General features: G+C 64.6%; 15 protein-coding genes. 11 read left to right on the top strand and 4 right to left on the bottom strand.

Features of this window, described 5'->3' with window-relative positions; all coding sequences use genetic code 11:
* The first annotated feature begins 26 nt into the window (after positions 1–26).
* The 5 genes from tsf to AYK61_RS05850 all read left to right on the top strand — a co-directional run bounded on the left by tsf (position 27) and on the right by AYK61_RS05850 (position 4,058).
* Positions 27–851, top strand: a complete 825-nt coding sequence (gene tsf, locus AYK61_RS05870; RefSeq protein WP_037189637.1) for a translation elongation factor Ts — start codon at positions 27–29, stop codon at positions 849–851.
* Positions 852–1,028: 177 nt separating this feature from the next.
* The gene (pyrH, locus tag AYK61_RS05865) at positions 1,029–1,757 is read left to right on the top strand and encodes a UMP kinase (RefSeq protein ID WP_032397808.1); all 729 of its coding nucleotides are present in this window, start codon (positions 1,029–1,031) and stop codon (positions 1,755–1,757) included.
* A gap of 55 nt (positions 1,758–1,812) precedes the next feature.
* Complete coding sequence (gene frr, locus AYK61_RS05860; protein WP_121870139.1) at positions 1,813–2,370, top strand: ribosome recycling factor; 558 nt, start codon at positions 1,813–1,815, stop codon at positions 2,368–2,370.
* A 36-nt stretch (positions 2,371–2,406) separates the two neighbouring features.
* The gene (locus AYK61_RS05855; protein ID WP_121870138.1) at positions 2,407–3,321 is read left to right on the top strand and encodes a phosphatidate cytidylyltransferase; all 915 of its coding nucleotides are present in this window, start codon (positions 2,407–2,409) and stop codon (positions 3,319–3,321) included.
* Positions 3,322–3,359: 38 nt separating this feature from the next.
* On the top strand, positions 3,360–4,058 hold the full coding sequence (locus AYK61_RS05850; protein WP_237669137.1) for a class I SAM-dependent methyltransferase: 699 nt from the start codon (positions 3,360–3,362) through the stop codon (positions 4,056–4,058).
* Positions 4,059–4,101: 43 nt separating this feature from the next.
* Here the strand turns inward: AYK61_RS05850 and AYK61_RS05845 are convergent, their stop codons facing one another.
* Positions 4,102–4,944, bottom strand: coding sequence for a CoA ester lyase (locus AYK61_RS05845; RefSeq protein ID WP_121870136.1), 843 nt, complete (start codon positions 4,942–4,944; stop codon positions 4,102–4,104).
* A gap of 105 nt (positions 4,945–5,049) precedes the next feature.
* Positions 5,050–5,469 (bottom strand): lipopolysaccharide assembly LapA domain-containing protein, encoded by a 420-nt coding sequence (locus AYK61_RS05840; protein ID WP_121872484.1) that lies wholly within the window; start codon positions 5,467–5,469, stop codon positions 5,050–5,052.
* Between the two features lie 127 nt (positions 5,470–5,596).
* On the opposite strand from AYK61_RS05840, the gene rlmN reads away from it, so the two are divergent.
* Positions 5,597–6,748 (top strand): 23S rRNA (adenine(2503)-C(2))-methyltransferase RlmN, encoded by a 1,152-nt coding sequence (gene rlmN, locus AYK61_RS05835; protein WP_121870135.1) that lies wholly within the window; start codon positions 5,597–5,599, stop codon positions 6,746–6,748.
* 8 nt (positions 6,749–6,756) lie between these two features.
* Here the strand turns inward: rlmN and AYK61_RS05830 are convergent, their stop codons facing one another.
* Entirely contained in the window at positions 6,757–7,026 is a 270-nt protein-coding gene (locus tag AYK61_RS05830; RefSeq protein ID WP_121870134.1) for a DUF2631 domain-containing protein, read from the bottom strand.
* Positions 7,027–7,243: 217 nt separating this feature from the next.
* On the opposite strand from AYK61_RS05830, the gene puuE reads away from it, so the two are divergent.
* Positions 7,244–8,143 (top strand): allantoinase PuuE, encoded by a 900-nt coding sequence (gene puuE / locus AYK61_RS05825; RefSeq protein WP_183130411.1) that lies wholly within the window; start codon positions 7,244–7,246, stop codon positions 8,141–8,143.
* A gap of 17 nt (positions 8,144–8,160) precedes the next feature.
* Here puuE and AYK61_RS05820 read toward each other — a convergent pair whose 3' ends face one another.
* Complete coding sequence (locus tag AYK61_RS05820; RefSeq protein WP_121870133.1) at positions 8,161–8,682, bottom strand: DUF1990 family protein; 522 nt, start codon at positions 8,680–8,682, stop codon at positions 8,161–8,163.
* 121 nt (positions 8,683–8,803) lie between these two features.
* On the opposite strand from AYK61_RS05820, the gene dxr reads away from it, so the two are divergent.
* The 4 genes from dxr (at position 8,804) to AYK61_RS05800 (ending at position 13,321) form a co-directional block, all read left to right on the top strand.
* A complete protein-coding gene (gene dxr, locus AYK61_RS05815; protein WP_121872482.1) occupies positions 8,804–9,943 on the top strand; it encodes a 1-deoxy-D-xylulose-5-phosphate reductoisomerase in 1,140 nt (379 codons plus the stop codon).
* Between the two features lie 6 nt (positions 9,944–9,949).
* Positions 9,950–11,161, top strand: a complete 1,212-nt coding sequence (locus AYK61_RS05810) for an RIP metalloprotease (RefSeq protein WP_121870132.1) — start codon at positions 9,950–9,952, stop codon at positions 11,159–11,161.
* A gap of 38 nt (positions 11,162–11,199) precedes the next feature.
* Entirely contained in the window at positions 11,200–12,363 is a 1,164-nt protein-coding gene (ispG, locus tag AYK61_RS05805; RefSeq protein WP_179273381.1) for a flavodoxin-dependent (E)-4-hydroxy-3-methylbut-2-enyl-diphosphate synthase, read from the top strand.
* Between the two features lie 121 nt (positions 12,364–12,484).
* Complete coding sequence (locus AYK61_RS05800; RefSeq protein WP_068050264.1) at positions 12,485–13,321, top strand: GNAT family N-acetyltransferase; 837 nt, start codon at positions 12,485–12,487, stop codon at positions 13,319–13,321.
* The last annotated feature ends 49 nt before the right edge of the window (positions 13,322–13,370 follow it).

Here is a 13,370-nt window from a genome sequence, read left to right as displayed (position 1 = left end):
CCAGACTTTGAGGAGGCTCGCCCACGATGGCGAACTACACTGCCGCCGACGTCAAGCGGCTCCGTGAGCTCACCGGCTCCGGAATGATGGACTGCAAGAACGCGCTCGCCGAGAACGACGGCGACTACGACAAGGCCGTCGAGTACCTGCGTATCAAGGGTGCCAAGGACGTCGGCAAGCGCGCCGAGCGCAACACCGCCGAAGGCCTCGTCGTCGCCGAGGGTGGAGTGCTCGTGGAGATCAACTCCGAGACCGACTTCGTGGCCAAGAACGACGAGTTCCAGACGTTCGCCGCGTCCGTTGCGGCGACGGCTGCAGCAGGCAAGCCGGCCGATGTCGATGCCCTCAAGGCGCTCGACCTGAACGGCAAGACTGTCGAAACGGCTCTGAACGAGCTGTCGGCGAAGATCGGCGAGAAGCTCGAGCTGCGTCGCGTCGTGTCCTACGACGGCAACACCGCGACGTACCTGCACAAGCGCAGCGCGGACCTGCCGCCTGCTGTCGGCGTGCTGGTCGAGTACACCGGTGACGGCGATGCCGCGGGCGACGCTGCGCGCGCTGCCGCGATGCAGATCGCGGCCCTCAAGGCCAAGTACGTCACGCGCGACGAGGTCCCCGAGGATCTGGTGGCCGCCGAGCGTCGCATCGCCGAGGAGACCGCTCGCGAAGAAGGCAAGCCGGAGCAGGCACTGCCGAAGATCGTCGAAGGTCGCGTCAACGGATTCTTCAAGGACGTCGTTCTCACCGAACAGAAGTCGGTGCAGGACGGCAACAAGACCGTCAAGGCCATTCTCGACGAGGCAGGCGTGACCATCACCCGCTTCTCACGGTTCGAGGTCGGTGCCAGCTAGTCTGCACACCGGTTCGGTCGAGGCGATGCCGTTCATTCGATTCCATCGAGTGGGCGGCATCGCTCGTGCGCAGGGCAGGTGGGTGTGCATGTCGGAGCCCTGTCCACCACCCGGGCTTCGATAGGGCAGGATGATCCAAGAGGAAACCGTAGTGTTCGACGAGTACCGAGGAGAGCTATGACCGATCCGGCCCCTGACCGTCCCGGGTTCCGACGCGTGATGCTCAAACTGGGTGGGGAGATGTTCGGAGGCGGCCAGGTCGGCCTCGATCCGGATGTCGTGAACAACGTTGCCGAGCAGATTGCCGAGGTGGTGGCCACCGGAGTGCAGGTCGCCGTGGTGATCGGCGGTGGCAATTTCTTCCGTGGTGCGGAACTGCAGCAGCGCGGCATGGACAGGTCTCGCTCGGACTACATGGGCATGCTCGGTACCGTCATGAATTGCCTTGCGCTGCAGGATTTCCTGGAGAAGCAGGGAGTGGCAACCAGGGTGCAGACGGCAATCACCATGGGTCAGGTCGCCGAGCCGTACCTTCCGCTCCGCGCGCGACGGCACCTGGAGAAGGGTCGCGTCGTGATCTTCGGAGCAGGCATGGGCATGCCGTATTTCTCCACCGACACCACGGCTGCGCAGCGCGCGCTGGAAATCGGTGCCGAGGTGTTGTTGATGGCCAAGGCAGTCGACGGCGTGTATTCGGCCGATCCGCGCCTCGACCCCGATGCGACGATGTTCGACACCATCACGCACCGCGAGGCCATCGAACAGGGACTCAAGGTTGCCGACGCGACGGCCTTCAGCCTGTGCATGGACAATCAGATGCCGATGCTGGTGTTCAATTTGCTGATTCAGGGAAATATTGCTCGCGCTGTGTCCGGTGAGAAGATCGGCACGCTGGTCACGTCGTGATCGTTGCCGACGGTGACGTGAGCGAATCGAAGACGAAGACGATGGAGGACAGATCGTGATTGACGAAGCTCTCTTCGACGCCGAAGAGAAGATGGAAAAGGCCGTATCGGTTGCACGTGACGATCTGTCCTCGATTCGCACCGGACGTGCCAACCCCGGAATGTTCTCCCGCATCGTCATCGAGTACTACGGTGCTCCGACGCCGATCACTCAGTTGGCCAGCATCAGCGTCCCCGAAGCGCGCCTCGTGGTCATCAAGCCGTACGAGTCCAGTCAGCTCGGACCCATCGAAACCGCTATTCGCAACTCCGACCTCGGTGTCAATCCCACCAACGACGGCAACCTCATTCGAATTGGAGTTCCGCAGCTCACCGAGGAACGTCGCCGCGAATTCGTCAAGCAGGCCAAGGGCAAGGGCGAGGACGCGAAGGTGTCGATTCGCAACGTTCGCCGAAAGACGATGGAAGAGCTCAAGCGAATCCAGAAGGACGGCGAAGCAGGCGAGGACGAGGTCGTCCGCGCCGAGAACGATCTGGACAAGACCACTGCGAAGTACACCGCCTCCGTGGACGATCTCGTCAAGCGCAAAGAGGGCGAGCTGATGGAGGTCTGACTCGACCTCGACAGCTGCTTTTCACGACGGACGACGATGAATTTCGAGGAGATGACGACAGTGGTGGGACCGGATCGGCAGGAGGGCAGCGGTACGCCCGCTGCCTCGTCCGGGGTCGCCGCAGCGAAGTCGACGGGCAAGGCAGGCCGAAATCTGCCGGCCGCGATCGGAGTCGGCGGGTCGTTGGGTATCGGCCTGATTCTCGTCCTCGTCTTCGTCCCGCTGGTGTGGATCGGGGTGGTGGCCGTCGCGTTGGCCGTCGCAACCTACGAGGTGTCGAAGCGCCTGCGTGAGGGCGGCGTTCTCGTGCCCCGCATTCCCCTCATCATCGGCGGTCAGGCGATGATCTGGCTCGGCTGGCCGTTCGGGGCAGTCGGTGTACTCAGCGCAGCGGTCGGCACCATCGTGGTCTGCATGGTGTGGCTGCTGCTGCGGCAGGGATTCGGAACCGCTCCGAAGAATTACCTCGAAGAACTTTCCGTCACCGTCCTGGTGGCATGTTGGCTGCCTCTGCTGGCCTCGTTCACCGTGCTGATGGTGCTGCAGGACAACGGCGCAGGCCGCATCCTGGTGTTCGTCATCGGCGTCGTGTGTTCGGACATCGGCGGCTACATCGCGGGTGTGTTGTTCGGAAAGCACCCGATGGCACCGGCCATCAGCCCGAAGAAGTCCTGGGAAGGGCTCGTCGGGTCGCTCATCTTCTGCATCATCGGATGTCTACTGACCGTCACGCTCATCCTCGAGGCCAACTCGATGATCGGCATCCTTCTCGGTGTCGTCCTGGTGGTGACCGGCACGTTGGGCGATCTGATCGAATCGCAGGTCAAGCGTGATCTTCGCATCAAGGACATGGGCACCCTGTTGCCCGGCCACGGCGGCATCATGGACAGGCTCGATTCGCTGTTGCCCTCGGCTTTCGTGGCATGGCTCGTCTTCACCGTGCTTCTCTGAGCAGACTGCTCTCGGGCGTGCGCAGTGATCTCACCGGGGTGATCCCCAGCCCGAACATCTGGAACTGGCCGCACCTGTACGAGGCGGAGAACCGCGCTCAGGACGTCGACGGTGCTCTGTTCGATACGATCCGGTCGGTGGCGGACTGGACAGCGAAGACGGTCGTCGACGTCGGCTGCGGAAGCGGCTTTCATCTTCCGATGTTCGCGGCCGATGCCGAACGGGTACTGGGCATCGAGCCGCACGAACCACTCGCCGCCGCGGCGAGAAAGCGCGTCGCGGACCTGCCGAACGTCGAGGTGAGGACCGCTCAGGCGGATTCCCTCCCGATCGGCGACGGCACCGTGGACGTCGTCCATGCGCGCACCGCGTACTTCTTCGGACCGGGCTGCGGGCCGGGAATCGTCGACGCGATGCGTGTGCTCGCGCCGGGAGGAGCGTTGGTCGTCGTGGATCTGGACGCGACCGCCTCGCCGTACGGAGATTGGATGCGGGCGGATCTACCGCACTACGACCCGTCGACGGTCGAGGCGTTCTTCGATGCACAGGGCTTTGCGCTCACCCGCGTCGACACGAGGTGGTCGTTTCCGAATCGACGCATACTGCGCGATGTGCTGGGAATCGAGTTCGGACCACGCGTTGCGCGCGACGCCATGAAGTCGGTGGACGGTGTCTCGTTCGACGTCCGGTATCGAGTTCACGTTCGATACAAGCCGACCGGAATCGAGCTGCGCTAGCGAGCCGGTGGGACTCGGGAGACGCACCTCGACTGCGGGGGCGTCAGGAGGCGGCGGAAATCCCGAAGATCTCGGCCAGCTCGTTGATCTTGAGTGCCTTCGCCAGGCGAGGCAGGTCGCTTCCGTCCTTGACGTGCGCTCCGTCGGCACCGAGGGCATCGATGACGTCACGAGCCCACGACACGTCCGTGGGCGACGGGGCGAGCTCGCGGTTGACGATGGCAGCCTGCTCCGAATGCATGCACAACTTGCCCGTCATGCCCATCGACAGGGTCAGGGCGGCATCGCGTCCGAGGATGCTGTCGTTGGCCGTAAGTGTCGGCCCGTCGATCGGTCCCGGAATGCGCGCTGCGCGGGAGGAGACGACGAGGCGCGAACGGGGGTAGGCCATGGCCAGCGGGTCGTCACTCATTCCCGTGTCGCGGCGGAAGTCGCCGCTGCCGAAGGCGAGACGGAACGTCGAATCTGCGCGAGCGATCTCGGTTGCGGCTTCGAGTCCCATCGCCGACTCCACCAGTGCCAGGATCGGGGTGCCGGGTGCCAGGCGAGCAGCTGTGGCTTCGACCTGGCCGCCACTCTCGGTCTTGGCGAGCATGACGCCGACCAGTCCGGACAGGCCGGACAACGCGGCGAGGTCATCGGCCCAGTAAGGGGTCGTTGCATCGTTGATGCGGACCCACGCCGAGTTCCCTTCGCCGAGCCACCGCACGACGGCGTCGCGCGCGGCCGGCTTCTTGGCCGGAGCGACTGCGTCTTCGATGTCGAGGATGACGGCGTCGACTCCCGACGCAACGGCATCGCCGAAGGTTTCGGGCTTGGTGGCCGGAACCAGCAGCCAGGACCGGGCGCGGTCGGGGGCAACGCCGGATGCCACGGGTGTCTCCATGAAAGTTGTCACGTCATGCTCCTCGAGTGAAGTGGGGCACCTCCAGCCTGATCGATTCAGTCGCTGCGCGCCACCTTCTGTACATAGTGTTCACGATTCGTGTCGCTACTTCTTCTTCGCTGCGCGTCGGACCTGAAGGATTCGAGCTCCGCCGACCATCGCCATCACCAGTGCGCCTGCGATCGCGGCCAGCAGCATGCTGATGCCCAATGGCAGATCGAGCTGCCAGGCGAAGATCTGCACGGTGACGGAGTCGAGATTCTGCACGATGAACACGAGCAGAATCACCAGGACCACGGCCCCGACCACCAGGCCGGTCCACAGCGCAGCGGTGCGGGTGTGGGCGATGTCGGACGAACTGTTCGCCTGGGGCTCCGGGACGAACTCGGGATCCGGCGCGGAATGACCGTCCGAATCCGGAGTCGTGATCGGAGCGAGGTCACCCGAGGCGCTGTGGTCGCCGGGGTGAACCGCCTTGGATGTGTCCAGCGGTGTCTCGTGGCTGTCGTCTGCTCTGGTGGCCATGTCGATGATCCTTTCGCACGTGAAGGCCGAATGCACGTGCATTCGGCCACGACCTCGATACCCATCGGGTAACGGACGGAAACAGACGCGAATAGGACTGCGAGGCGATCGGGTGGACAATGGAGGCATGAGTGAGGCCGCCGACGCAACGAACACTTCGACCGAGCAGACGAGGCCGAATCTCCCCCTGGTCTTCACCGACCGACGTCGCGGCATGCCGTCACGCCACCTCGCCGATCTCGACAGAGAGGGATTGCGCGAGGCCGTGAAGGCACTCGGTCTACCTGCGTTCCGCGCCGATCAATTGGCTCGGCACTATTACGGCCGCCTCGAAGCGGACACCACGAAGATGACGGATCTTCCTGCCGAGGCGCGCGAGAAGGTGGGAGCCGACCTCTTTCCGACCTTGCTCACGGCGATCAAACATCTGGCGTGTGACGACGGTGATACACGCAAGACCCTGTGGAAAGCCAACGACGGAACTCTGCTCGAGAGCGTCCTGATGCGCTACCCGGACCGCGCGACGCTCTGCATCTCGAGCCAGGCCGGTTGCGGAATGGCCTGCCCGTTCTGTGCCACCGGTCAGGCCGGCCTGACCCGGAACCTGTCGACGGCCGAGATCGTGGATCAGGTGCGTTCGGCGGCTGCGGACATGCGCGACGGCGTGGTTCCCGGCGGTGAGGGTCGTCTGTCGAACGTGGTGTTCATGGGGATGGGCGAGCCGCTGGCCAACTACAAGCGGGTCGTCTCCGCGGTGCGCAAGATCGTCTCGCCTGCGCCCGACGGGCTCGGCCTGTCGCAGCGTTCGGTGACGGTGTCGACGGTCGGTCTGGCACCGGCCATCCGCAAGCTGGCCGACGAGGGATTGTCGGTGACGCTGGCGGTGTCGTTGCACACGCCCGACGACGAACTCCGCGACACGTTGGTTCCCGTCAACAACCGTTGGTCGGTTGCCGAGGTGCTGTCCGCAGCGCGCTACTACGCCGACCAGACCGGTCGTCGGGTCTCGATCGAGTACGCGATGATCCGAGACGTCAACGATCAGCCGTGGCGAGCCGACATGCTGGGAAAGAAGCTGCACAAGGCGCTCGGCTCGCGGGTCCACGTGAACCTGATTCCACTCAATCCGACTCCGGGCAGCGAGTGGGACGCCAGCCCGAAGCCGGTGGAGCGAGAATTCGTTCGACGGGTGATCGCGCAGGGGGTCTCGTGCACCGTCCGCGACACCCGCGGTCAGGAAATCGCCGCGGCGTGCGGTCAGCTGGCAGCCGAGAACTGAATCGGTTGCTAGCGGGGCTTGCGGCGGACGATCACGTCTCGCACGACGAGGCCGACCAGCGTCACCGCGAATCCGATCAACCACAGATCCTCGACCTTGCCGGTGTGGTTGCCGATCATCATGAACAGCAGGAACGCGGCGACGACGAGAGCGGCCACCCGCATCGCGCGGTTCGATTCACCACTCCAACCCCACTCGGCGGACGGCACGTCCGGCACCTCGTTGCGGGTATCGACGACCGGGTCGTACGAAGCGGATTCCAGTTCGGTATTTGCCACCGGTCGGTCCTCTCGGGTGATGAATTCTCGAAGTCGTCCTTCACGAGGCGTCGAGCCTGCCGCGTTCGGACAATATTGGCATACGACCGCCCGTCGTAGCCATCAGGGTTGGGTGCTCACCCGGCGCGACTGCCGACTTCGGTGAGAGACTGCGGCGGTGACGTCCGAGCGCCTTCCGCATCCGCTGACCCAGTTTCCGCTGAGCTACCCCCGAGACATGGTGGGGTACGGCCGCACGCCGCCGCACGCGCAGTGGCCGGGTGAGGCCAACATCGCGGTCCAGTTCGTCCTCAACTACGAGGAGGGTGCGGAGAACAACGTCCTCGACGGTGACACCAAATCCGAGACGTTCCTGTCGGAAATGATCGGGGCACAAGCCTTTCCGAACCGTCACATGAGCATGGAGTCGCTGTACGAGTACGGCTCGAGGGCCGGCGTGTGGCGGGTGCTGCGGGCGTTCGAGAAGCGAGACCTACCCCTGACGGTGTTCGCCGTGGCGAAGGCCATGGAACGAAACCCGGAAGTGGTTGCCGCACTGGCGGAATTGGGCCACGAGATCGCCTGTCACGGACTGCGGTGGCTGTCCTATCAACAGATCGACGAGAACGTCGAGCGCGAGCACATGGCCGAGGCCGTCGCCATCCTTCAGGGCCTCACCGGCTCGGCCCCGCTCGGGTGGTACACCGGACGTGACTCTCCGAACACCCGGTCGCTCGTCGTCGAGCACGGCGGATTCGTGTACGACTCGGATTCCTACGCCGACGATCTGCCTTACTGGGAGAAGGTCACTCGTGGCTCAGAGGTGGTCGATCATCTGGTGGTGCCCTACACCCTCGACACCAACGACATGAGATTCGCCTCGCCGGGCGGTTTCTCGACCGGGGACGAGTTCTACGCGCATCTGCGGGACGCGTTCGACGTGCTCTACGCCGAGGGGGAGAACGGCAGCCCCAAGATGCTCTCGGTCGGACTGCACTGCAGGCTGGTCGGCAGGCCGGCTCGCATCGCCGCCCTCGAGCGTTTTCTCGATCACGTTCGGTCTCACGACAAGGTGTGGGTCGCAAAACGAATCGACATCGCCGAGCACTGGCGCGCGGTGCACCCACCGGTCTCCTGATCGGGGGGAGTTCTCGATCAGCGCGGCGACCGGCACGCTGTCGCCAACGCAGTCAGATAGCGGTCGGTGAACAGGGCTTGGACACGCTTGCCCACCGGACCGCCGAGCCTGGTGTACCAGCGGCCGGGGTTCGAGAACGCGGTGATGTGCGCGGAGACGGTTCCGTCCTCGGGGGAGTAGTCGACGTGGAACAGTTCCTCGCCGGACTCGGGATGGCCGTCGAGGGTGCCGTAGGCGAAGCCCTGTCGGTTGGCCTCGTCGATGACGTAGACGACCCGGCACGGGATACGGATGGGTCCGAGCGTGAGAACCACCACGGCGTCGGGGACGGCGTGGTCGTCGCTGGAGTGGACCTTCAGCCCGGTGCCGCGATGCATGTCCCAGCGCATCAGCGCGTCGGCTGCGGCCACGAAGTCCTCGACTCCGGATCCGATGACCTGCGACTTCTCGACGTGGTGGTAGCCGGCCGGGAGCCTGCCGCTCGTTGCCCCTACATCGGCGTAGTTGAACGATGCCGCGCGATACTTCGAGACGTCCATGGCCTCCAGCGTGCCAGCTACGGCGGCGCATAGGGGTTTCTCAGGCTCGGTAGGCAACAATGGACCGGTGCCAGACCACCGCGTGCGAACGACCACCTCCGATCGCCCCGAGCCGATTCGCGTGTTGCTGTTGGGGAGCACCGGCTCGATCGGAACCCAAGCGCTCGACGTCATCGCCGCCGACCCTGATCGCTTCGTTGTCGTCGGTCTTGCGGCGGGCGGCGGAAACATCGACCTGCTTCGCCGTCAGATCGCCGAAACCGGTGTTCGGCGGGTCGCCGTGGCCGACCCCGCCGCTGCCGCCGAGCTCGACTTCCCCGGGGTTCTCAGCGGGCCCCGTGCGGTGACCGAGCTCGTCGAGTCGACGCAGGCCGACGTGGTGCTCAACGCGCTGGTGGGTTCGCTCGGTCTCGAACCGACGTTGGCGGCGCTGAAGACCGGTGCCCGGCTGGCGTTGGCCAACAAGGAATCGCTGGTTGCCGGCGGCGAACTCGTGCTCGCCGCCGCCGCCCCGGGACAGATCGTTCCGGTGGACTCGGAGCATTCGGCGCTGGCGCAGTGCCTGCGCAGCGGCCACCGAAGCGAGGTGGATCGACTGATCCTCACCGCATCGGGTGGACCGTTCCGGGGCTGGAGCGAAGCGGAACTGAAGTCGGTCACCCCTGCTCAGGCCGCGGCCCATCCCACCTGGTCGATGGGTCCGATGAACACGTTGAACTCGGCAACCCTGGTCAATAAGGGCCTCGAGCTGATCGAAGCGCACCTGCTGTTCGGGGTGCCCTACGAGAAGATCGACGTCACCGTGCATCGGCAGTCCATCGTCCATTCGATGGTCACGTTCGTGGACGGATCCACCATTGCGCAGGCCAGCCCGCCGGATATGAAGCTGCCGATCGGGTTGGCGCTCGGGTGGCCGGATCGAGTGCCGGACGTCGCGCGTGCGCTCGATTTCACAGCAGCGTTCTCCTGGGACTTCGAGCCACTCGACGATCGAGTGTTCCCTGCCGTGCAGCTGGCCCGCGAGGCCGGAATCATGGGTGGGTGCATGACGGCGGTGTACAACGCGTCCAACGAGATCGCCGCCGACGCGTTCCTGGCCGGCCGCATCGAATTTCCCGAGATCGTGCGCACGGTGCGTGCGGTTCTGAGCGACGGCGGCGGGGACTGGTCGGCGGTGCCGACTACCGTGGACGACGTCCTCGCGGCGGATTCCTGGGCTCGCGCACATGCGCGTGAGCTCCTGAAACAGAAGGGCCTTTAGACTCACATGCTGTTCGCTCTGGGTGTGGTGCTGTTCGCCGTCGGCATCGGTGTGTCGATCGCGCTGCACGAGGCGGGACACATGTGGACCGCGAAAGCGCTCGGCATGAAGGTCCGCCGGTATTACATCGGTTTCGGCCCCAAGATCTTCTCTTTCAGGCGAGGCGAGACCGAATACGGACTCAAGGCGATCCCGGCCGGCGGATTCTGCGACATCGCCGGAATGACGGCGATCGACGAACTCGCTCCCGACGAGGTCGAGCGGGCGATGTACCGCCAGAAGACGTGGAAGCGCATCGTCGTCATGGTCGGCGGTATCGCGATGAACTTCGTACTGGGAATCGTGCTGATCTACGCACTCGTACTCGGGTGGGGCACGCCCGATCGGGTGACGCCCACGACGACGGTTCAAGGCGTCGTCTGTGTCAGTCCGACACAGACCGAGGACGGTGAACTCGCGCCGTGTTCGGGAGACGGTCCGGCTGCTGCATCCGGACTGCGAACGGGCGACATCATCACTGCAGTGAACGGTGAGCCGACCGAGGTCTGGTCCGAGGTCGTTCTCGCCATCCGGGACTCGACCGGGTCGGTCGAGCTGACGGTCGATCGCGACGGTGCTTCGCAGACTCTCAGTGTTCCGATCCTCCAGGTTCAGCGATACATCATCGATCCTGACACCGGAGCGACAGAATCGACGACGGTCGGGGCCGTGGGTATCACCGGCGGTCCTCCGCCGAACATCAGGTACAACCCGATCGAGGCGGTGCCCGAGACGTTCGTCTTCACCGGCGACATCTTCGTGGAGACCGGCAAGGCGCTCGTGCAGTTGCCGACCAAGGTGCAGGCGCTGTGGGAGTCGATCTTCGGTGGTGAGCGCGGCCTCGATACGCCGATGAGTGTGGTCGGAGCCAGTGTCATCGGCGGCCAGGCCGCGGAGAACGACAACTGGCCGACGTTCATCGGTCTGCTCGCGTCGTTGAACTTCTTCCTCGGCGCGTTCAATCTCGTGCCGTTGCTGCCGCTCGACGGCGGCCACATCGCGGTGACCATCTACGAGCGCATCCGCAACCTGTTCCGCAACCGCCGGGGTCTGCCCGACGGTGCGCCGGTGGATTACATGAAACTGATGCCCGTCACCTACGTGGTCATCGTCGTTTTCATCGGGTTCTCCTTGTTGACGCTCACGGCGGACATCGTCAACCCGATTCAATTGTTCTAAGTAGACTCGTCAGTCGTAGCTAGGAAAGAAGGCCACTCGTGACCGTGTCAGTCGGATTGGGAATGCCAGCACCGCCGGTGCCCGTACTCGCGCCTCGCCGCAAGACGCGGCAACTGCAGGTCGGATCGGTGGGAGTGGGCAGCGACAGCCCCATCTCGGTGCAGTCGATGTGCACCACCAAAACCCATGACATCAATGCCACGCTGCAGCAGATCGCAGAGCTGACGGCGTCGGGCTGCGACATCGTGCGTGTGGCATGCCCCACACAGGACGACGCGGATGCGCTGTCGATCATCGCCAGGAAGAGCCAGATCCCGGTGATCGCAGACATTCACTTCCAGCCCAAGTACATCTTCGCCGCGATCGACGCAGGCTGCGCTGCGGTGCGCGTCAACCCGGGCAACATCAAGGAATTCGACGGACGCGTCAAGGAGGTCGCCAAGGCGGCCGGCGACGCGAACATTCCGATCCGCATCGGCGTCAACGCCGGATCGCTCGATCCTCGCCTGATGAAGAAGTACGGCAAGGCGACGCCGGAGGCGCTCGTCGAGTCCGCGCTGTGGGAGGCGGGCCTGTTCGAGGAACACGGATTCGGTGACATCAAGATCTCCGTCAAGCACAACGACCCGGTCGTCATGGTCGCCGCCTACGAGCAGCTGGCCGCGCAGTGCGACTACCCGTTGCACCTCGGCGTCACCGAGGCAGGCCCCGCCTTCCAGGGCACCATCAAATCCTCGGTGGCATTCGGGGCACTGCTGTCCAGGGGAATCGGCGACACCATCCGCGTCTCTCTGTCGGCACCGCCCGCCGAGGAGATCAAGGTGGGCAACCAGATTCTGCAGTCGCTCAATCTGCGTCCTCGCAAGCTGGAAATCGTCTCCTGCCCGTCGTGTGGGCGTGCGCAGGTCGACGTCTACACCCTTGCCGACGAGGTAACCGCAGGCCTGGAAGGCATGGAGATTCCGCTTCGCGTCGCCGTCATGGGCTGCGTCGTCAACGGTCCGGGAGAAGCGCGCGATGCCGACCTCGGCGTGGCGTCGGGCAACGGCAAGGGCCAGATCTTCGTCAAGGGCAAGGTCATCAAGACCGTGCCCGAGGCACAGATCGTAGAGACCTTGATCGAGGAAGCAATGCGCATCGCCGAGGAATACGACAAGGATGAGACTGCAGACGGTGGCGCACCGGTCGTGACCGTCAGCTGAGCAGGTTCGACCGATTCGGTGTCCGGTTTGCCGCTCTGCCACCGGCGGAACAGGTTCTCTGGAATGATTCGGTACACGCTCGGTCGGTGTGTATGCGGTAGGTGGGTCAGGAGGTCGGTAGGTGCTCAAGCTCCTCGGTGCGAAGCCTCTCGGTAATCGGGACGTTGCGCATGTTCTGCGGGTGCTCGACGCCGACCCGGTTGCTACCTGCATGGTCGCCGCCCGGGTGCAGGAATCCGGACTGGATCCGAGGTCGTTCCACGGGGAGATGTGGAGCAGAGGCGGACCGGACGAGTCGTTGTGCTTCTACGGTGCCAACCTCGTTCCGCTGCTCGGATCGAGTGACGATCTGCGGTCGTTCGCCGATCGTGCGTGCCGCGGCCCACGGCTGTGTTCGTCGCTGGTCGGTCGAGCCGAACTGACATTGCCGCTGTGGGAGATGCTCGAGACCGACTGGGGCCCGGCTCGGGAAGTTCGCGGTGAGCAGCCACTGCTGGCCACGTCGGTTCGATCGTCGGTCACGCCCGATCCGCACGTACGTCTCGTTCGCCCAGAGGAACTGGACGTGTATCTGACTGCGGCAGTGGCGATGTTCATCGAGGAGGTCGGAGTCGACCCGAGACAGAACGACGGCGGCCGTGGATACCGGCGACGGATCTCGAGTCTGATTGCCGCGCAGCGTGCGTGGGCTAGATTCGAGGACGGTCGGGTGGTGTTCAAGGCCGAGATCGGATCGCAGTCGGCGACCGTGGGGCAGATCCAGGGAGTATGGGTTCATCCCGATCGGCGCGGGCACGGTCTCGGTGCGTCCGGTACCGCGGCGGTGGTGAACTCGGTGGTCCGCCAGGGCCGCACAGCCAGCCTGTACGTCAACAGTTTCAACTACGTCGCTCGGCGCGCATACGCGAAGATCGGCCTGACCCAGGTGGCGACCTTCACGACGGTGCTCCTCGACTAGTTCGAGCGTCGCTCGATCGGGTTGCGGCGAACCGCGATTCGTTGCGGCA

Origin of the sequence: Rhodococcus sp. SBT000017, from assembly GCF_003688915.1 — a bacterium.
Lineage (GTDB): Bacteria > Actinomycetota > Actinomycetes > Mycobacteriales > Mycobacteriaceae > Rhodococcoides.
Note: the sequence above shows the minus strand (reverse complement) of the source record. Positions and strands in the feature narration are given on the sequence as shown.

Bases quoted from the DNA above. Each gene is read 5' to 3' on its own strand.
- AYK61_RS05845 (WP_121870136.1), bottom strand. From the start codon at position 4,944: ATGGAGACACCCGTGGCATCCGGCGTTGCCCCCGACCGCGCCCGGTCC.
- AYK61_RS05820 (WP_121870133.1), bottom strand. From the start codon at position 8,682: ATGGACGTCTCGAAGTATCGCGCGGCATCGTTCAACTACGCCGATGTA.
- AYK61_RS05810 (WP_121870132.1), top strand. From the start codon at position 9,950: ATGCTGTTCGCTCTGGGTGTGGTGCTGTTCGCCGTCGGCATCGGTGTG.
- AYK61_RS05855 (WP_121870138.1), top strand. From the start codon at position 2,407: ATGAATTTCGAGGAGATGACGACAGTGGTGGGACCGGATCGGCAGGAG.
- tsf (WP_037189637.1), top strand. From the start codon at position 27: ATGGCGAACTACACTGCCGCCGACGTCAAGCGGCTCCGTGAGCTCACC.
- rlmN (WP_121870135.1), top strand. From the start codon at position 5,597: ATGAGTGAGGCCGCCGACGCAACGAACACTTCGACCGAGCAGACGAGG.
- pyrH (WP_032397808.1), top strand. From the start codon at position 1,029: ATGACCGATCCGGCCCCTGACCGTCCCGGGTTCCGACGCGTGATGCTC.
- AYK61_RS05840 (WP_121872484.1), bottom strand. From the start codon at position 5,469: ATGGCCACCAGAGCAGACGACAGCCACGAGACACCGCTGGACACATCC.
- puuE (WP_183130411.1), top strand. From the start codon at position 7,244: ATGGTGGGGTACGGCCGCACGCCGCCGCACGCGCAGTGGCCGGGTGAG.